Origin of the sequence: Psychrobacter sp. SCQQ22, from assembly GCF_015864605.1 — a bacterium.
Classification (GTDB): domain Bacteria; phylum Pseudomonadota; class Gammaproteobacteria; order Pseudomonadales; family Moraxellaceae; genus Psychrobacter; species Psychrobacter fozii.
Map to the genome: position 1 here is coordinate 100,923 of NZ_JADYWZ010000008.1, position 19,390 is coordinate 120,312.

The following is a 19,390-nucleotide window of genomic DNA, read 5'->3' on the forward strand; positions in this document are numbered from 1 at the left end:
TGGTCTAGCAATACATTGCCTAAGATTGATTCAATTATCGGCCTAAGTAAGACTCAATCACGGCTTCATTGGCTTGTACTTCCGCTAATGTACCTTCGGCCAAAATCGCTCCTTGTGCCAATACCGTGACTTTTTCACTGATGGCATCGATAAAGGTCATGTCATGTTCGACTACTACTAATGTATGGTTCTTTTTAAGACGTAAACACATCTCAGCGGTATGTTCTGTTTCGGCATCGGTCATACCGGCCACAGGCTCATCAAGCAAAATCAGCTTGGGGCTCTGCATCAGTAGCATGCCAATCTCTAACCATTGCTTTTGCCCATGTGAAAGCAATCCAGCGGGCTTGTTGATCTTATCGGTCAGGCGAATTTGCTGTAGGGTAGCGTCGAGGGTATCGCGAGTATCGGCATTGAGTTTATTGAATAAGCTTTTGACTACACGTTTGTCTTTCGGCGCAGCAAGTAACAGATTATCCATGACCGTAAAGTTCTCAAAGACAGTAGGTTTTTGAAATTTACGTCCGATGCCAGCTTCGGCGATTTCTTCAGTGGATAAATTAGCAAGATTGTGTGTTTGACCAAAAAAAACGCTGCCTTCAGTGGGCCGAGTTTTACCTGTGATGACATCCATTAGCGTGGTTTTACCAGCGCCGTTTGGGCCAATAATACAGCGTAGCTCACCTTCTTCAATATATAGCGATAAATTATTGAGTGCTCGAAACGAATCAAACCAAACACTTAAATCTTCTAAATATAATGCAATGCCATGGCTAAAATCGACGCCTGATGGCTTCGGGTGACTGTGGCCAGTACCGCCATGAGTACGTCCATACTCGTTAATAATTTGCTCAGTCGTTGAAGGTTTATCATTTAGCATTATTGCTTTTCCTTTTTGAATCGATCGAACAAGCCCATAATGCCATTGGGTAAAAACAACGTCACGACGACGAACAGTCCACCTAATATCAGTAGCCAAAATTCAGGGTAGGCGACCGTAAAGTAGGTTTTCACAGCATTGACCACACCAGTACCTAAGATCGCGCCAATTAAGCTTCCTCTACCACCAGTTGCTACCCAGACGGCTATCTCAATTGAGTTAACTGGGTTCATCTCACTCGGATTGATAATGCCTACTTGCGGCACATATAGCGCACCAGCGATACCAGCGATGACGGCGGATAATACCCAAGCGGATAGCTTGTACCACAACGTACGGTAGCCTAAATACTGCAAGCGGTTTTCGCTATCACGAATCGCACCAAGTACTCGCCCATAAGGCTGATTCATTAAATGACGCAAACCCATATAAGAGACTAACAATGCTACGGCCGTGACAAAGCACAGCATTGAGCGAGTAGAGGCAGCGGTAATGTCGTAGCCGAGAAGGGTCGTAAAACCAGTAAAGCCATTGTTGCCACCGAAGCCTGTCTCATTACGGAAGAATAGCAAGGCTGCTGCATAGACCATGGCTTGAGTGATGATAGAAAAATAAACGCCTTTGATTTTGGAGCGAAAAGCAAAAAAACCAAAGATGAAAGCAACCAAGCCAGGCACTAATACAACCAGTGCGACAGCCCACCAAAAGTTTTGCGTGCCAGCCCAATACCAGGGCATTTCAGTCCAGCTCAAAAACCGCATAAAATCGGGAAGCGCATCGCCTGCTGTCTCACGTGTTAGGTACATGCCAAACGCATAACCCCCTAAGGCAAAGTACAGGCCATGTCCCAAGCTCAAAATACCAGCATAGCCCCAGACGAGATCTAGTGCTAAAGCGACCATGGCCAGCGCCATGATCTTACCAATCAGGGTAATCCAGTAGGCTGAAAGATGAAAAGCTGAAGTCTCCGGCATAAGATGTAGCCAAGGCAGTATCAGTAGTACGGCAAAACATAAGCCAATTAAAACAGCACTACGCGGTATATCAGACAGTAATTTGGTCAGTATCATAGGAATCTCCTTATTCGACAAAGCGGCCTTTGAGTGCAAATAAACCTTGTGGCCGTTTCTGAATAAACAGAATCACAAGAACCAACAATACAATCTTAGCCAGTACAGCACCGATACCAATCTCAAGTACCGTACCGCTCACACCAAGTCCTAAGGCAGCTAGTACAGCGCCCCATACTTGTCCGACACCGCCGACAACGACGACTAAAAAGGTATCAATGATATAGGTTTGACCCAGATCAGGACCCACGTTGCCTACTTGGGCAAGGGCACAGCCTGCCATGCCAGCAAGTCCAGAGCCCAACCCAAATGCCATCATATCGATACGTGCAGAGGGGATACCGACAGCACGTGCCATTTGGCGATTTTGGGTGACAGCTCGTATAAACAATCCAAAGCGCGTTTTGTTGAGTAAGTACACCAATAGCGCCACGACAATGACGGTAAAACCAATAATGGCAATACGGTTATAAGGCAGTACTAAACTTGATGACACCTGATATGCGCCGCTTAACCATGCCACGTTACTGACTTCAACATTCTGCGCACCGAAAATCATCCGCACCAACTGCATCAATATTAAGCTTACGCCAAAGGTCGCCAATAATGTCTCTAGCTCACGACCATATAGTGGGCGAATCACAATGCGCTCGATAATCATCCCGATGACAGCGCTGACTAAAAATGCAGCTGGAATAGCAGCAAGCAAATACCAACCTGCCATATCTGGCATATAAGCTTGAAAGAAGTTTTGCACCATATAAGTGGTATAAGCCCCAATCATAATCAGCTCACCATGCGCCATATTAATCACGCCAAGCAAGCCAAAGGTAATGGCAAGGCCAAGAGCCGCTAGCAGTAAAATACTGGCGGTACTCATACCGGTGAAAATATGACCCGTCCATGTGCTTATTTCAATACGCCGTGACACACTGGATTCAGCATCGATAAGCGCCGCTTCAAGTGCAGAATCTGAATTATCAGCGGCAAGGGCAGACTCGATATCAACTAATACTTGTGGGCTATCACTATCAGCAAGTAGCTTTGCGGCTGCGATTTGAGTGGGTAGGTCACCATTTTTGAAATCAATACGAGCCTGTAATGCAGTTAGTGCCTTTTTGACTTTAGTATTGTCTTCATTTGCCGCTGCTGCCGTAATAATGGCTGGATCTACTTGGTCAATGTTGTTGGCTAAAATATCAACTGCTTGTAGTCTCTGTGCAGGTTTGTCAGATGCTAGCTTGACCTTAGCTTGTCCAAAAATGAGCGCCGAGCGCAGCGCATTGGTCAGTGTGATTTGTGATAAATCACTAGGCCAATCTGCCGTTTCTTTTTTATCAGGATAAGTAAATAGCTGATCATCTTTATTCAGTAAATACGTTTGACCACCGTTGCCTTGATATAGCTCATCATTGGCAATGAACTCAACCAAGCTATCTAGACTCTCAACCGACCCAGGCCAGGCACTTAACATGGTTTGGCGCTTACTAAAATCACCCGCCACAAATTGTTGAATGGCATCGCCTGAGTTTGTAGCTGCTGTCGAGGTATCGGAGATGATGGCTTGAGTAGAAGTGGATATGTTCTCAGGCGTGACCAGTGATGGCTCACTATGAGTAGTATTCATATCATGGTCATGTGGTTGACCGTCATGGTCAGCATGCGCAGAGGTGGTGAAAATTGTTATAAATAATGCAGTCAGAGCAAGTAGCCGCATAGGTATAGATATTGAAAAAATCGCAGCGTGCCTCATTAACCCGCTCGTTGATGCTTGCTGATCATTACCATTCTTAGATGATATTTGCCCTGCAAAGGGGCATAAAATGTGACGCTGCATGTGCGGCTCCCTGTTTTCCACGGTCAACGAATTCTTGGCTCTACTGCTTAGCGTACTAAGCAATAGAGATATGGATAAGGCATTTAGGTATATAGCGTGTTGAAAATAAATGTGGAGAGTGGGCGTTGATTAACGCGGTATCATCACCAATTTATTTAGGGAATAGCCTATTTAGGAATGTACTCGCTCCATGGCTGCGCTTGAATAACCTCTGGGGTTTTAAAAATCGTATCAAACTGTCCGTCGGCACGAATTTGACCAATCATCACAGGCTTCCATAAATGATGGTTTGTGTCATCCATTTTTAATGTGTAACCAGAAGGCGCATCGAACGTCTGACCAGCCATACTAATACGTACTTTATCAACATCAGTGGTGCCTGCTTTTTCAACAGCTTGCTTCCACATATTGATACCGACATAGGTAGCTTCCATTGGATCATTGGTCACGACTTTTTCAGCGTTCGGTAGTTTTTGGTCTAATGCATATTGCTTATAGCGTTTGGTAAATTCACTGTTGGTTGGGTTTTTGATCGACATAAAGTAGTTCCATGCAGCCAAATGACCTTGCAATAGGCTGGTGTCGATGCCACGCAGCTCTTCTTCACCGACTGAGAATGCCATGACTGGAATATCTGACGCTTTGATACCTTGGTTGGCAAGCTCACGATAGAACGGAACGTTTGAATCGCCGTTGATGGTAGAAATTACTGCTGTCTTTTTGCCCGTTGAGAATTTTTTGACATTAGATACGATGGTTTGATAATTGCTGAAACCAAATGGTGTGTACTCCTCCATAATGTCTGCATCAGCCACGCCTTTTGATTTCAAAAATGCCTTTAAAATCTGATTGGTGGTACGTGGATAGACGTAATCAGTGCCTAGCAATACGAATCGCTCTGCACCGCCGCCTTCCTCACTCATCAAGTATTCTACTGCTGGAATAGCTTGCTGATTTGGTGCCGCACCCGTGTAAAAGATATTTTCTGACTGCTCTTGTCCTTCGTACTGCACTGGATAGAACATCAAGCCGTTTAACTCTTCAACTACTGGCAGTACTGATTTGCGTGATACCGATGTCCAACCGCCAAAAATAACATCCACTTTATCTTGAGTTAATAGCTGACGGGCCTTTTCAGCAAATAACGGCCAGTCAGAGGCAGGGTCAACGACTACAGGTTCTAGCTGCTTACCCAGTACGCCGCCATTGGCATTGATTTCATCAATGGTCATTAATGCGGTATCTTTTAGAGAGGTTTCGGAGATGGCCATGGTGCCAGACAATGAGTGCAATATACCCACTTTGATGGTCTCGCCATCAGCAGCAGGCTCAGTCGTTGTTTCTGTGGTGGTTTCGGCTGTTGTCTCTGTTGATGTCGCAGTTTCTGCAGGTTTTTGACAGGCAGCGAGACTCAAACTACTAATGACGGCTATCGCCAATAATGAAACGCGTGATTTGAGTTTGCTGTGAATATTCGACTCAACAAACTGAGGGTTGGCTAAAATTGGTAACGAAAACATGGACATCTCCTAAGTAAATACAAAAGATAAAATACTGTTACTTAACAGTAATTAATAGTTCAAGTTCCGTGCCAAGTTAAAAAGGCCATTATTCGGGAAATAACAGCACAATAACTAAAAATGGTAGCGTTTTTTCATTAATCTAGTGCATAGACTTTGATAATTTGCACCATAAAAGGGAATAAACAGAGAAACCGTGCAGAATATAAGAATAGGACGTTAATTCTGATAGAGACATTTGTTGCTAAAAAGTTTCAAAAACGCTACGGTTATATCTTTGAGAGATACTATTTTTGATAAAAATTGTCTTGCGCGCTGATCTGATAGCCAACATAGAAAGAGTGCGCTGCTGCCATAATGGATTTTACTTCTAAGGAATGATGTATGAACGCACATGTAGTACAGGCGTCTGTTTCAACAGACCATGGCAGCGCATTATCGCCGCTTAATAAAATGACCATAGGTCTTGCTTTGCCGCTTATGTTTGGTGGTAGTGCCATATTGGGGTTGTCTTCGGCGCAAGCGGCAACGAGCAGCGTCGAGCAAGTGACCATCTATCAGGGGCTGGCAAGCGTGACACGGGCGTTGCCCATTACAGGTAACGGTGAGCAAACCGTTGTATTTTCGTGCTTGTCGCCTCAAATGGACAAAGAGAGCTTGAGTGTACAAGCGGTGGGTAACGTCAACGTCGGTGAAATCAGTATTGAAGAATTGACTGGAGAGCAAGCAGCGCAATGCCAATATCAAGGTGATGCTAAGGTGCAGACGCAGCAAAGTACTTTAGCAAATATCAATGCAGAATTGGAAGCAGCACGCTTAGCAAAAGCATACTTGCAGAATTTGACCAAAGCCACGCAGGTCAATACGGATAGTACGATTGCTAATAATGCGCGTGATATAGAAACTCAAGCGACTAGTATTAACCAAAGAATTTTAGAGATTCAACAGCGTCAGGCGCGTGCTCAAGATGCACTTAATCAGCTTATGTCAGGCAGCGCGACATCAACCTTTAATAATGTGACACAGGTGAGTGTACGCACGGCCAGTCGCTCGCCAAGTAGCGTTAAGTTGCACTACCAAGTGCGCGGCGCAGGTTGGGAACCTGCGTATCAAGCCCGCCTAAACACAAATAGTGAGCAGTTAAGTATCACAGCCTCTGCAATTATTGCTCAGCAAACCGGTGAGAATTGGACCAATGTACCTGTGACACTCAGTACCGTTAATCCCAATCAGAGTACGACAGGGCAACTGCCGTATGTGCAGCGTCTGTCATTATATGAAGAGAATCAAGATGCTAAGGTTAGGCGTGAGTCACCTATGATGGATGCTGCTCCTGTGATGATGGCAGAAGCGGCTTACACCAAAGGAGCAGGAGTCAGTATGGCACCGCTACCGAATTTCACCGTCAGTAGTCAAAATAAAAATGGCATCATCGAGTATCGTTTGCCGCAGCTGGTTAGTATTCCAAGTGATGGCAGACGTGTACGTACAGTGATTGGAGAGCAATCTGGTAGCAGTAAGCTATGGATTCGCAGCACACCAAACGTCGAGACTGCCGCCTACTGGTATGCCTCAGCGCCATTTTTGACACCAGACTGGGTCGATGGTTCGCTACAGCTGTACCGTGATGACAACTATGTAGGTCAATCACGTTATAGCTACCAAATGCTAAAAGAGCAAGGGATTGGGTTTGGTAGCGATTCAAATATGATGGTCAAAGAGCTGACCAACGAAGACAAGCAAGGCGAGAAAGGCGTGCTGAACCGCACGCAAACCATAACGACCACCAACGCCTATCAATTTACCAATCAGCATAATCGCAGTGTACGCTTGCAGGTGTTGGGCAGTGAGCCTATCAGTCGCGACGACAGTCTAAAGGTTACGGTCACTCATACGCCGCCTGTAACCGAACGAGATTGGAATGACAATCAAGGCATAGTAGCATGGGAGTTCGATTTACCAAGCAAGCAGTCACAAGTGATACGCTCAACGTCTCAGGTTAGCTATCCCGCCAATAAAATGCTAGCTGGCAATCAATAAGTAAAACCTTAAACGATGCTCTTTATTTTTGCTAAAAAGCATTGGTATAACAGATTATTATAAAAGGAATGCTATGTGTATCGTCGCCATTGCTTGGCAGTTATTTGATGAGCTGCCATTGGTATTATTGTCCAATCGTGATGAGTTTCTGGAGCGTCCAACTGAGTCGCTACATCAATGGTCTGATCAGACTATTTATGCTGGGCGTGATAAGCAAAGCGGTGGCACGTGGTTAGGTATTCATCAAGAAAAAAAGACAGGTTTTGTTGAACAGAATGGTCGTTGGGCTGCGGTACTAAACTTTCGTGATGGTGTGCAGGCAAGGACGGACGAGCGTTCGCGCGGTGCGCTCGTGACTGACTTTTTGACAAGTACTATTAGCCCAATGGATTTTGCCCGAAAGATTACTTTGCAGGACTACGCTGGGTTTAATCTTATTATTGGTGATACAGCACAAGCCGTCATTGTCAATAATCGCGGTCATGCGCCAACGCCATTATATGCAGGTTTGCATGTGCTTTCTAACGGTCAGCCAGAGGACAGTTGGTTTAAGACGGAACGTTTACGTGGCAGGCTACGGCAAGAAGTATTGCCTCTTATTGCTGAAAATAGTGCACTCGAATACTGGCAAGAGGCTGCCTTTGATGTGTTATCTGACAATACGCCAGCACCAGCAGATAAGCTGCCTGATACTGGCGTGGCGTTTGAGGTGGAGCAGATGCTGTCTTCTGTTTATATTGAACCAGTGGCTTTTGGCAATACAGAAAACAATGTACCCACTTATGGGACTCGTACCCAAAGTATTTTGACGTTGCGCAAAGAGGGCGCTACGGGCGCAAACTTCACGGCCAATATTACCAGTCGAGAGTTTGATCATCACTCAAAATAACTGAAACCAATAGCTGGAAAACAATAGCTGAACAACAATAAAAAACACCCTTGGTAATGGCTAAAAACTCTAGCAATTACCAAGGGTGTCTTTTATTACATTATAAATTGAGCGATTTATTACACTATCAAATGATTTTCTTGCTCAGGGATAATCAGTTCTTGCTTTAGGGGAAGCTCGCGTACCAGTTCTTGCAAGGCACGGCGATAAACGCCTCGTTTAAAATGAATCACTTGTCCGAGTGGATACCAGTAACTGACCCATTGCCAATGGTCAAATTCCGGCTTCCCTTCATCGAAGCGGATATGTTGAGTATTTGCCTCATCTAAGCGCAGCAAAAACCATTTTTGTTTTTGCCCAATACACAAAGGGTGTTGTCCATGTCGCACATAGCGTTTTGGCAAACGATAACGCAACCAATCTTGCGTCACTGCCAACAAGTCTACATGACGCGGATGTAGGCCGACCTCTTCCCAGAGCTCGCGATACATCGCATCCATCGGCGTCTCTCCGCGGTCGATACCGCCTTGCGGAAACTGCCAAGCGTTGTGACCAATACGTTTTGCCCACAGAACCTGCCCTTGTGTATTTGCCAAGATGATGCCGACATTGGCGCGAAAGCCGTCTGCATCTATCATGACTAAACCTTTTTGATTTATTTAAAATAGCTTATTTTGATTTAAAACCATGACAATAATCATAATTATTATAAGGTGATTGTTGTCGATATTAGGTCAAAATAAGATTCATTACCGTTATTAAACCAAGAAACAAGCAAAATGTGTAACAGTATTTTGCTATAAAATGTTTCACGAGTTTAGCTGTTTAAAATCAAGTAGTTATAAATAGACTTTTGTAAGTTTATTTAAAGGGTATTACGGCAGGGGTAAGTTTCAGTAATGGCGGCAATATAAGTGTATTGGTATTAATCTACGACTCAAGAAATATCGTTATCAATAAACTATGAATTAAAGAAGCTAGACTAGCTACACATGACTAAGGTTATGGCAATAGCCAACGACAGTTAACGACAATGGCGATATAAAATCTCGCTTTGGCTTATGCTACACTAGCAACGTGATATAACTACCAGTACGGTATTAAGGCAACAGGTATTATTAAAAATAAAAAGCAGAGAACCTGCTAATTGAAATCTAATAATTGAAATAAGGAATAGGCAAAATGTCAGAGTCAAAAGCAAGTGTTACGTGGCAAGAAAACAAAGCATTTATGGGCGTGTCACCGTCAGGACATAACGTACAGATCGATGCAGACAAAGGAAAAGGCGCCAGTCCAATGGAGCTGATTCTATTAGGGCTAGGTGGTTGCGCTAGCTATGATGTGGTAGAGATTTTACAAAAATCACGCCAAGCAGTGACAGATGTACGTTGTGAGCTAACCGCACAACGTGCTGAAACCGTACCAGCGGTATATACCGATATTCATATGCATTTCGTGGTGACGGGTCAAGACGTCAAAGAAAAACAAGTCGAAAAAGCCATCCATTTATCAGCAGAAAAATACTGCTCAGCCAGTAGAATGTTGGTACAGGGCGGCGTGAACGTCACTCATGACTTTGAAGTTATAGCAGGGTAGAGGCGAATATATTAATGAATGCACTTTTGGAGTTGGTCTCTAATACCGCAGCATCTGCCATTTCGGCAATGGTGGCGGCAAGCTTACTACCATGGTTAGTATCAATCGTTGCAAAAGCATCTGGCGGTTTTAAGCTCAGAAATAATGCGCATCCTCGCGATTTTTTTCAGCATGCGACAGGGGTTGCAGCACGTGCTAATGCGGCACAGCAAAACAGCTATGAGACATTGCCTATATTTTTGGCGGCTGTCCTAACAGCGATGCTATTCTTCGTTCCGCAGGCGATTATCAATGTATTGGCTTGGCTATATGTGCTGATTCGTATTGGTTTTTGTGTGGCTTATATCACCAATTTGTCGGCTTTTCGCTCGATACTTTGGGCGTTATCGATGGCTTGTTCTTTGATGCTATTTTATTTAGCGATTCGAGTGAGTGTATAACGCTTGAGAGCTAATTTTTACAGGGTCTAGGGCGTATCATCAATCAGCACATTAATACATTTAGTGGTCTTAAAATGGCTAAATTTTGCTAAACATCGTCAGTAATTTTGTCAATATATTCATATTAACGGCAATTTCTTCCTTGTTTATCTGTAATTTTTCTCATTTTAAGCCTCACAATCTAATTGATGACACGCCCTAGATCAACCAAATATGAGCAGGTGATTATTGTTGTATGCTAAATTGTAGCGCACTGATAATCACCGCTTTATTTTTCTCTCGTTTGATAGCATCCCATAAGACTCTTGCTTCGCTATAGCCTTTGATGAGCATCGCGAGCCATTGCTTATAGCGACCGACCAATATCACTTCAGTTTTAGCCCGACCTTCCAAAAATTTTATCTGATGGGTGACCATCGCTTCCCACGACAACGTTGCCGCACTTAGCATGGCATCATCTGAACCGCAATCCACACGAGCAACCAAATCTGGACGGGTAACCGCGCCGCGACCTAACATCAAATGTTTTGTACCTGCTTGCGTCATACAGTTCTTTGCATGTTCTGCGTTCCATATCTCACCATTGGCAATCACTGGAATATCAAGCGCGTTAAAACTTTGAATCTTGTCCCAATAGGCTGGTGGCTTATAGCCTTGGGTTTTGGTTCGTGCATGAATGGTCAGCCAATCAGTACCACTGTCGTTAATCGCGCCACGAATATCATCCATTCTACTGGTATCGGTGTAGCCTAAACGTATCTTGGCCGATACTGGAATATCGGCAGGTACTGCTTGACGCACCGCGCTGATAATCTGATACATGGTTTCGGGTTCATCCAGTAATACTGAACCACCACGATGGCTGTTTACCGTTTTAGCAGGGCAACCAAAATTGATATCAATGGCAGGTGCACCAAGCTCAGCAGCATAAGCAGCATTGTCTGCCATAAGTTGCGCTTCGCTGCCTAAAAGTTGCAAATGAATCGGTGTGCCACAGGTAGTTTTGGCCTCATGACGCAATTCTGGCACGTATTTGTAAAACACATGTGCTGGCAAAACGTGCTGAGTCACCCGAATAAACTCGCTCACCGACCAGTCATAGGGACGACCTAAATCTGCCGCAATTTGCGTGAGAATTTGTCGCATTAATGGATCGGTCAAGCCTTCCATTGGCGCAAGTAAGCGGACGGGGTTGGCAAATAACTGACGGATGGTGTTTTGACGTGCTTGAAGTTGCTGACTATTATTCATGCTTGTTGTTCACTACTAAAAGGTTGCTATAACGAAAGATAGAATGAAGCTCGAGATTGGCAGAGATGGAGGAAAATTAAGTCTTACCAAAAATCACTTTTTTACCTGTCTGCAATCCTGATATCAAGTCTTTAATATTATGAATGTCTAAGTTGGTCTGGGCACGCGTGCAAGCAACGTATAGTAAGCGCAACTCTTCAGGGCTTATTTTGACGGCATTAGTGGTGACATCATAATAAAAGTCATCGTCCAACTGTACTTTTCCCCATTCGAGCCCTTTGGCTTTGTGAGCAGTTGAGATGACATAGTCCGCATTTTCGATACTGGTCAAGCTATTGACCGCTTGACTCAATACGTTGGTACCATGATCGTCGACCAATTTCACCAGAGTTTTGAGATCGCTGCCTTCATTTGTTTCGGCGTATTCTTGCACATCGCCCCAATTATAAAAGTATGCCAGTTCAGGCACGCCATAAGCAGACTTACCATTTTTTAAGTTTTCGGCGGCCTGACAGAATTTGAGCATACGATCAGTGTCTGCTTGCAGCGCCACTCTATGACCGAGTTTAAGTCCAGTCAATAATTGCGACATCGCAGCGGCATTGGTACGGCATAGAATGGCATCTTTTTTACTGTGTACCATGCCTTTGTCAGTAGAGGATTGTTTATTAGGATTACCCTTAAGCGGCACATCTTCTTGCAATGCCTTCAACAATGTATTGGCAACTTCTGCAATTGGCTCGCCAAAGCGAAAAGACTGCGTCAATAAGGTTTGCGGCAGTGGCAATTTTTTCATAGCATTGACCGCACCACGCCACTCGTAAATCTGCTGATGCGCATCGCCTACATAGATGACCTGTCGCGGTTGCTGAGTCAAAATCCCCATCATCAATGGATCTGCATCTTGCGCTTCATCAAACAAAATAAAATCCGCTGGAATGCTAGGTTTAGACAATGCCCAAAGCTTCAGATAAATGTCATGTCCAATGCCAGCAGGATGACGTGCATCAATCGACTGTAACCAACGATGCTCTACGGCAGGGTAGAGCATCTCACGCAATTGCTCTGCATCTGACTCATCGAGCCAACTTGGAAACAATATATGTCTGGGTGCAGGGTAGCTGGCATGCGTACTACAAAAATTGCTCACGGCATCACTGACGAAGCGCGATAATCGAGCTGGCGTGAGCGTAATATATTTGTTTATGCCATCCATTTGCCGACGTACTTGGACAGGTTGCAAGCCCAAATCATCGCCGAGGCGTTTGGGTGAAAAGCGCGGCAAGGACAGTTTGGCCGTGATATCACGGGCGACATGACGATAGGCAAGCGAATGGAAGGTGCGACATTCCACATGCGGTGGAAACTTTGAACGAGCATCATTGGCAATCGTTTTGTTAAAGGCTAAATATAAACCGCGTCCGCGCAGGCGCTCACCGATTAATTTTAACGTCGTAGTTTTACCAGCACCCGCATAAGCCACCACTTTGAATGACTTGTGATCCATCGCCATATTGAGCGCATTTAATTGCTCGTCAGTGGGATCGCTCATATAAGCTGGCATAGATGCGGACATAACAAAGTTACCTAAAAGAATAAAACATGGTCAAAAATGATGGGGGTAAAAAAAGCCACTGCATAGACAATGGCTGATTAGTGATAATATAGTCAAAAGAGGTATCGACGATTACTTGAGGCTGAAGTAACCATATTAACAGATTAGCGCGTTGGCCTGTTTTGAATTAACTGGTAAGTTCATTCTTTGTGCGAGGCCGTATTAGCAGCTAAAGCAGCGCTAGGCTCTTCTTTGATTAAAATTTTGGCTAAAAACAAACCAAGCTCAAACAACAACCACATCGGAATGGCAAGCATCAGCATCGATACGCCATCGGGCGGTGTGACGACTGCTGCTACGGCAAAGCAGCCCACAATGATATAGCGGCGTTTGTCTTCTAGACTCTGAATGGAGACAATGCCAGTCAATATCAATAGCAAAGTGACGACTGGAATCTCAAAAGTTAAGCCAAATACCATAAACAGTTTGAGTGCAAAGCTTAGATAACTGTCGATATCTGTCATTGGTAGGACGTTTTGCGGGGCAAACATGATAAAGAACTTTAGAACCCCTTTGAGTACGATGAAGTAGGCAAACGCTACGCCAGAATAAAATAAGAATATAGAGGACAGTAGTACTGGAATCGCGATTTTCTTTTCTTTTTTATATAAGCCTGGTGCGACAAACGACCAAATTTGATACAGAATATAAGGCATGGCAAAGAACGCAGCGACAAAAACGGTCAGGCGTATCGGTGCCATAAAGTTGGAGGTGATGTCCGTCGCAATCATGGTCGAATTGGCGGGCAGTTGTGCAACCAGTGGGTCTGACAATAGGTTGTATAGCTCGCGTGAAAATCCGACTAGCGCCAAGAATATGACCAGTACAGCAACACATATCTTGATTAAGTGTCTACGTAACTCAATCAAATGCTCTGTGATAGGCATATCAGCCACAGCGCTTAACGCATCTGTAGACTCATTTTTATCCATTGCATCGGCGGTTGTTTCTTTATCTGAACTAGCGGCTTTTTCTTGGCGGCTTTTTTTGCGTTTGAATAATCCCATCAATCAGACTCCTGTTTATTGTCAGAAGTTTGCGTGCTTACAGGACTATTTAATAAAACATCGGCTTTATAATTCGGTAAGTAGGGAGGCATAGGCAGACGGCGAGCTTTGTCATAAGTACCAAGACGGAACCACATGTTTTCCCAAGGTTTGGTCGTGATGTTTTGAACCACTTGATGAGTACTATCCTGAGGTGCCCTGCCTGTGGAAGAGCCGTGTAAACTGTCGTCTGATTCTAATGGCTGCTTAGTATCTGCTAGTGTCGTATCTTGCCCATAGGCGTAATCGAATTCTTTAGGCGTGACTGACTGACTTTTTTGTTCACTACTATTTTGCTCACTATTATTTTCATTAGCCTTGCTATATGCACGTTTATCGACAGTATCATGTGTTGCATGAAATTGTTGGTTTTGAGCGTTTTCAAACTCTTTCATATTGCCACGCATTTCTGCTAGCTCGCGTTTCATATCCGACTCAGTCTGGCGAATTTTGGCCAGCTCTTTTTGCATTTGCTGCCGTGTTTCAGCCAAGTCTAATTCAGCCTCTATTTCAGACTGTAAGGTAGAAACCGTGCGGCGAATTTTGGCATACCATTGCCCAGCCGTCCGTGCTGCCTGAGGCAGTTTTTCTGGACCCAGAACAATCAAGGCGATTATGCCAAAGAGGAGTAATTCGGAAAACCCAATATCAAACATAATGGTTGAGTGTCACTATCTAGGAACTACAGGCTGGCGAAGTGCTATAGGCATTATACGTTGTGCTTATCGTCAGTTGGGGCTGCGTTGATATCGCTATTATTGACGTTGTCAGTAGCTGAGCGATCTGTGGTACGGGTATTGTTATCGTGATCAAGGACGGCGTGCTTTTTAGCATGCTCTGTATTTTCGTCTTTGACCGCTTCTTTGAAGCCCTTAACTGCGCCGCCTAAATCTTTGCCAGCATTTCTCAGTTTAGAGGTGCCAAATACGACGACCACCACAACCAATAGTATCAGCCAATGCGTAATAGAAAAACTGCCCATAAAGCTATCCTCATGTCTTGGTTTTCAGTCTGTATATGAATAATTTATATTTATAGCTTTGCGTTTATCACATAGCAATATAGCAAACAAAAAGTATCGACATATAATGCGACGTTAAAAGAGCTATATTATAACCTGCAGTTGTGACAAAAGGGTGAAATCGCAAAATAATCAAACACAGCAGCTGATTATTTTACGATTTCACAAGGCTGTCTTCACTAGATTGATTTTACAATATCACAAGTTATCGTGACGCCTTTTCATCAATGCCTGAGAGTCCAAAGCGACGACCTAACTCGTTTAATACAGCGTCCGACTCTATATCGAACCATGCCAGTCCAACCAACGTATGAAACCAGACATCAGCCACTTCATAAATGAGCTCATGACGTGCCTCATCATATTGCGCTTTGTCTATGCTTTCATTGCAACTGGCAAAGTCTTTGGCAGCGATGATGCTTTCGGTACTTTCTTCACCGACTTTTTCTAAAATTTTATTCAATCCTTTGGCGTATAGGCTTGCCACATAAGAGCTATCAGCATCTGCTTGCTTACGTTCGGCCAATACATTATCAAGCTGCTGCAAAATAGAGGCGTTCTCTGTTTGATTAGACTCAGCGTTAGTGTCATCTTTAGCAGTGGTGTTATTGGTTTGTAGACTGTTATCCACCGTCTCAGTTGATGCATAAATATCCGCAGGGTCTTTTAGTACTTTATCAACGGTTTCCCACTCAGGCGTTTGTCCAGATAAATCTAAACGCTGATAAAAACAAGACTCTCGGCCAGTGTGGCAAGCAATGCCGCCAGCTTGGGTGACGTTCAGTACAATCACATCTGCATCACAGTCCAAGCGAATATCGTGGACAGTTTGAGTATGACCGGACGACTCGCCTTTGTGCCATAATTTGGCACGTGAGCGCGAAAAATAAACGGCTGTCTGCGTTTGTGCAGTCAGTTGGAGCGCTTCCGCATTCATCCATGCCATCATCAAAATACGCCCAGACTTATGGTCTTGGGCAATCGCAGGAATCAAACCATCATCATTAAATTTTATGGCAGCCAGCCAAGCAGGTAAAGTCATAATATATCTGTCATCTTATAAGTATGAAGTAAGGAATGGTCAATGCATCAAGCGTGCTAACTCTCTTGATATGGTGAGTGAGGAAGCTGCTTAAGCAAAGACAGTATTTTAAGAAAAACAATGTTAAAGATTAACTAAGTGTGGGTATAGCGCCTCTTTTAAAGTGTTATTGAGCGCAGTCACTTTATTTAGTCGGAAATCGTAACTGAGAAAATGCAGTCGTGCTTTCGCCACTGTTTCACCCGTATGCATACGCGTGACTTTTATCACCATATTTCCGCCGTCATCATACAACGGCTCGACGCCTATCTCAAACAGGAGTTGGTCACGCAATCGTACACGACTATCAATATTTAACTGTAACTCATCAATAATTAAGCCCTGATAGTCGGCATTGATCTCTTTAATTCCTTTGGAGTATAAGAATCGCGCGCGCGCTTCAGTTACCAAGGCTGTCAATGACTCGAGTGTCAGATGCTGGCCTATATCAACCTCAGTATGACGTACACGCATGACTGTTTCAAAGACAAATAAATCGTTATCAAAGTCCAACTCTTTTCTTGGCACATTATTTCCTAGTTTGACGGCAGGTGATGAGTTCTGCTGAGCTTGATATAGATTGGTAACATCGTCACGATGCCGACCGTATGATATACGGCTAATAAGTGTGATAAGCAGTTTTGTATTATTAGCGTCTAAACTATACCAATACTCACTCTCTACTTAAGCACAGCTTAAGCTGACATTCAATCTATTTGCAGAGGATTTCCCTGTTTTATTGGTGTTTTTATGAGAAAGGCTAGCAGTCGGTTCATACTCGTTATCTACTATGATGGTTTACTGGGACATGATTAAAACTTTCCTTGGCAAAACAGCGTGCTATCTGCTAAAATACGGCCTCCCACCTCGAGGCAAATAGAGGTTTAGTGGTTGTTTTTAAAGCCACTATTCGTTATGTACTATTTGACGACCAGGTTCTATCAAAGACAAAGAGGCAAATCATCATGAAAGTTAAGATGAAAACCAGAAGCGGTGCAGCTAAACGCTTCAAAAAAACAGCAAACGGCTTCAAGCGTAAGCAAGCAAATAAAAGCCATATCTTGACCAAGAAATCAGCTAAGCGTATTCGCCAGTTGCGCGGTCTTAAGATGGTGGACAAGTCTGACGAAGCAGCAGTTCGTCGTATGTGCCCATACATCTAATAGCCTATCGTCATATGCATTTAATCAAGCGCTATTTAATGAATAGCCACTTAATTAAAAATATTTGACCTTGCAATCTGATAACGATGTCTACTATTCGATGACATCGTGATTCGTTTAATAATGATTAAAAATATCTTGGAGTAATTTATGGCCCGTGTAAAACGTGGTGTACAGGCGAATCGTCGTCACAAAAAAATCCTAAAACGCGCAAAAGGCTACTACGGTGCCCGTTCACGTGTTTACCGTGTAGCGGTACAAGCAGTGACCAAAGCTGGTCAATATGCTTATCGTGACCGTCGCAACAAAAAACGTACCTTCCGTCGTCTTTGGATTGCACGTATCAATGCTGGTGCACGCTTAAACGGTTTGAGCTATAGCCGCTTTATCAATGGCATGAAAAAAGCTAACATCGCAATCGATCGTCGCGTACTTGCTGACATCGCTATGCATGATGCAGCGACTTTCACTGCATTGGTTGAAAAAGCAAAAGCGGAACTAGCATAAATATTAGCCTATTTAAATAAATAGAACTAATATTGATTAATAGTACGATATTAATAAAAGCTACCGCTGGTCGGTGGCTTTTTTTATATTAAAATATTTTAGAGCTGACTCTATTTACACTATCCGAATTCAGAAAAATTTCGTTTGATGTGCAATTAAATTTTTCGTTGTCTAAATATTCAAGCCATTCATATTATTAGCCTTTATTTTAAAATGAATGGGTAAATGGTTTGCAATATTTGGTCAAACCCCTACAATTACCAATCACTATTATTAATAGTCCGTTTAAATCAGGAATAATGCGTCTTATGACTACCCCTGCTGCTATCAACGATTTGTCGGCGCTACCGACCTTATCCTCAGAGCTCAGTGAGCTGAATGAAGCTGAACTGACTGAGTTTGCGAGTGCTGCTGAAGCATTGGTTTTACAGATTACTGATGCGCGTGAGTTGCAAGATTTGCGTGTGCAATTGACAGGTAAAAAGAGCCCATTAACTGGCTGGTCAAAGCAAATGGGCAAACTCAGTGCTGATGACAAAAAGACCTACGGTGGCTGGTTACATCAAGTTCGTAGCCGTATTCAGCAAGCATTGACTGACCAGCAACAACAGTTGGAAGTGGCCGCATTAAATGCCAAGCTTGAAGCAGAAAGTATCGATATCACGTTGCCTGCTCGCGGTGGTCAAAAAGGTCATTTGCATCCAGTAACGATGATTACTCAGCGCATGCAGCAGTATTTTATTCAAGCAGGCTTCAATGTCGCGACTGGCCCTGAAGTCGAGAGTGATTACTATAATTTTGAAGCATTGAATATTCCGTCGCATCATCCAGCACGTGCGATGCATGATACATTCTATTTTGATGCGCATTACTTACTGCGTACGCATACCAGTCCTGTGCAGATTCGCACGATGGAAAAGAATGAACCGCCTATTCGTATCATTTGCCCAGGTCGCGTCTATCGCAATGATTCAGATCAAACCCACTCGCCGATGTTTCATCAGTTAGAGGGGCTTATGGTTACTGAGTCGAGCACTTTTGCTGAGCTAAAAGGCTTGATTAGCGAGTTTTTAGAAGCATTCTTTGCCAAAGAACTGACCGTTCGTTTCCGCCCATCATTCTTCCCGTTTACTGAGCCTTCTGCAGAAGTAGATATCTTAGATGACAATGGCAAATGGCTTGAGGTCATGGGCTGCGGTATGGTGCATCCACAAGTGCTGACCAATTGCGGCATTGATGCTGAAAAATACACTGGCTTTGCATTTGGCATGGGTATTGAGCGCTTTGCGATGCTGTATTACGGTATTGACGATTTACGTCTGTTTTTCCAAAATGACGTACGCTTCTTAAAGCAATTTGGCTAGAGTTTTCCTTATGCTTATATAGTTAGTTCAAGATAACTTAGATAAAAGGAAGGTGAGTGAACGTGCTACA

General features: G+C 43.7%; 19 protein-coding genes. 7 read left to right on the forward strand and 12 right to left on the reverse strand.

Annotated features, from left to right (window positions below; genetic code table 11):
• Positions 1-34: 34 nt before the first annotated feature.
• From urtD to urtA, 4 genes are all read right to left on the reverse strand, one after another.
• Positions 35-880 (reverse strand): urea ABC transporter ATP-binding protein UrtD, encoded by an 846-nt coding sequence (gene urtD, locus I6E84_RS11315; RefSeq protein ID WP_197218072.1) that lies wholly within the window; start codon positions 878-880, stop codon positions 35-37.
• Entirely contained in the window at positions 880-1,950 is a 1,071-nt protein-coding gene (gene urtC / locus I6E84_RS11320) for an urea ABC transporter permease subunit UrtC (protein ID WP_197218074.1), read from the reverse strand. Before urtC ends, urtD begins: the two co-directional genes overlap by 1 nt.
• A 10-nt stretch (positions 1,951-1,960) precedes the next feature.
• Positions 1,961-3,577 (reverse strand): urea ABC transporter permease subunit UrtB, encoded by a 1,617-nt coding sequence (urtB, locus tag I6E84_RS11325; protein WP_197218128.1) that lies wholly within the window; start codon positions 3,575-3,577, stop codon positions 1,961-1,963.
• A gap of 377 nt (positions 3,578-3,954) precedes the next feature.
• On the reverse strand, positions 3,955-5,259 hold the full coding sequence (gene urtA, locus I6E84_RS11330) for an urea ABC transporter substrate-binding protein (RefSeq protein ID WP_197218129.1): 1,305 nt from the start codon (positions 5,257-5,259) through the stop codon (positions 3,955-3,957).
• Positions 5,260-5,691: 432 nt separating this feature from the next.
• Here urtA and I6E84_RS11335 point away from each other — a divergent pair, with 432 nt between their 5' ends.
• Both I6E84_RS11335 and I6E84_RS11340 read left to right on the forward strand, forming a co-directional pair.
• Positions 5,692-7,347 carry a DUF4139 domain-containing protein gene (locus tag I6E84_RS11335; RefSeq protein WP_197218076.1) on the forward strand — a complete coding sequence of 552 codons (1,656 nt, stop codon included), beginning with the start codon at positions 5,692-5,694 and terminating at the stop codon, positions 7,345-7,347.
• 73 nt (positions 7,348-7,420) lie between these two features.
• On the forward strand, positions 7,421-8,236 hold the full coding sequence (locus tag I6E84_RS11340) for an NRDE family protein (protein WP_197218077.1): 816 nt from the start codon (positions 7,421-7,423) through the stop codon (positions 8,234-8,236).
• A 119-nt stretch (positions 8,237-8,355) separates the two neighbouring features.
• On the opposite strand, the gene I6E84_RS11345 is transcribed toward I6E84_RS11340, so the two are convergent.
• The gene (locus tag I6E84_RS11345; protein ID WP_110923585.1) at positions 8,356-8,874 is read right to left on the reverse strand and encodes an RNA pyrophosphohydrolase; all 519 of its coding nucleotides are present in this window, start codon (positions 8,872-8,874) and stop codon (positions 8,356-8,358) included.
• Between the two features lie 544 nt (positions 8,875-9,418).
• Between I6E84_RS11345 and I6E84_RS11350 the strand changes: the two genes are divergently transcribed.
• Together I6E84_RS11350 and I6E84_RS11355 are read left to right on the forward strand one after the other, a co-directional pair.
• Positions 9,419-9,832 carry an OsmC family protein gene (locus I6E84_RS11350; protein ID WP_197218078.1) on the forward strand — a complete coding sequence of 138 codons (414 nt, stop codon included), beginning with the start codon at positions 9,419-9,421 and terminating at the stop codon, positions 9,830-9,832.
• 14 nt (positions 9,833-9,846) lie between these two features.
• Positions 9,847-10,272, forward strand: coding sequence for an MAPEG family protein (locus I6E84_RS11355; RefSeq protein WP_197218079.1), 426 nt, complete (start codon positions 9,847-9,849; stop codon positions 10,270-10,272).
• A 225-nt stretch (positions 10,273-10,497) separates the two neighbouring features.
• On the opposite strand, the gene I6E84_RS11360 is transcribed toward I6E84_RS11355, so the two are convergent.
• The 7 genes from I6E84_RS11360 to I6E84_RS11390 all read right to left on the reverse strand — a co-directional run bounded on the left by I6E84_RS11360 (position 10,498) and on the right by I6E84_RS11390 (position 16,814).
• Complete coding sequence (locus tag I6E84_RS11360; protein WP_197218080.1) at positions 10,498-11,523, reverse strand: tRNA dihydrouridine synthase; 1,026 nt, start codon at positions 11,521-11,523, stop codon at positions 10,498-10,500.
• A gap of 76 nt (positions 11,524-11,599) precedes the next feature.
• The gene (locus I6E84_RS11365; protein WP_197218081.1) at positions 11,600-13,099 is read right to left on the reverse strand and encodes a UvrD-helicase domain-containing protein; all 1,500 of its coding nucleotides are present in this window, start codon (positions 13,097-13,099) and stop codon (positions 11,600-11,602) included.
• Positions 13,100-13,278: 179 nt separating this feature from the next.
• Positions 13,279-14,145, reverse strand: coding sequence for a twin-arginine translocase subunit TatC (gene tatC, locus I6E84_RS11370; RefSeq protein WP_197218082.1), 867 nt, complete (start codon positions 14,143-14,145; stop codon positions 13,279-13,281).
• Positions 14,145-14,840 (reverse strand): Sec-independent protein translocase protein TatB, encoded by a 696-nt coding sequence (tatB, locus tag I6E84_RS11375; protein WP_197218083.1) that lies wholly within the window; start codon positions 14,838-14,840, stop codon positions 14,145-14,147. Before tatB ends, tatC begins: the two co-directional genes overlap by 1 nt.
• Positions 14,841-14,893: 53 nt before the next feature.
• Positions 14,894-15,166, reverse strand: coding sequence for a Sec-independent protein translocase subunit TatA (gene tatA / locus I6E84_RS11380; RefSeq protein ID WP_197218084.1), 273 nt, complete (start codon positions 15,164-15,166; stop codon positions 14,894-14,896).
• Between the two features lie 244 nt (positions 15,167-15,410).
• Positions 15,411-16,247, reverse strand: coding sequence for a bifunctional phosphoribosyl-AMP cyclohydrolase/phosphoribosyl-ATP diphosphatase HisIE (gene hisIE, locus I6E84_RS11385; RefSeq protein WP_197218085.1), 837 nt, complete (start codon positions 16,245-16,247; stop codon positions 15,411-15,413).
• A gap of 123 nt (positions 16,248-16,370) precedes the next feature.
• Positions 16,371-16,814 carry a thioesterase gene (locus tag I6E84_RS11390; RefSeq protein WP_197218086.1) on the reverse strand — a complete coding sequence of 148 codons (444 nt, stop codon included), beginning with the start codon at positions 16,812-16,814 and terminating at the stop codon, positions 16,371-16,373.
• A 437-nt stretch (positions 16,815-17,251) separates the two neighbouring features.
• Between I6E84_RS11390 and rpmI the strand changes: the two genes are divergently transcribed.
• The 3 genes from rpmI (at position 17,252) to pheS (ending at position 19,320) form a co-directional block, all read left to right on the forward strand.
• Positions 17,252-17,449, forward strand: a complete 198-nt coding sequence (gene rpmI, locus I6E84_RS11395) for a 50S ribosomal protein L35 (protein ID WP_010197866.1) — start codon at positions 17,252-17,254, stop codon at positions 17,447-17,449.
• 150 nt (positions 17,450-17,599) lie between these two features.
• A complete protein-coding gene (gene rplT / locus I6E84_RS11400; protein ID WP_011281252.1) occupies positions 17,600-17,956 on the forward strand; it encodes a 50S ribosomal protein L20 in 357 nt (118 codons plus the stop codon).
• 308 nt (positions 17,957-18,264) lie between these two features.
• The gene (gene pheS, locus I6E84_RS11405; protein ID WP_197218087.1) at positions 18,265-19,320 is read left to right on the forward strand and encodes a phenylalanine--tRNA ligase subunit alpha; all 1,056 of its coding nucleotides are present in this window, start codon (positions 18,265-18,267) and stop codon (positions 19,318-19,320) included.
• The last annotated feature ends 70 nt before the right edge of the window (positions 19,321-19,390 follow it).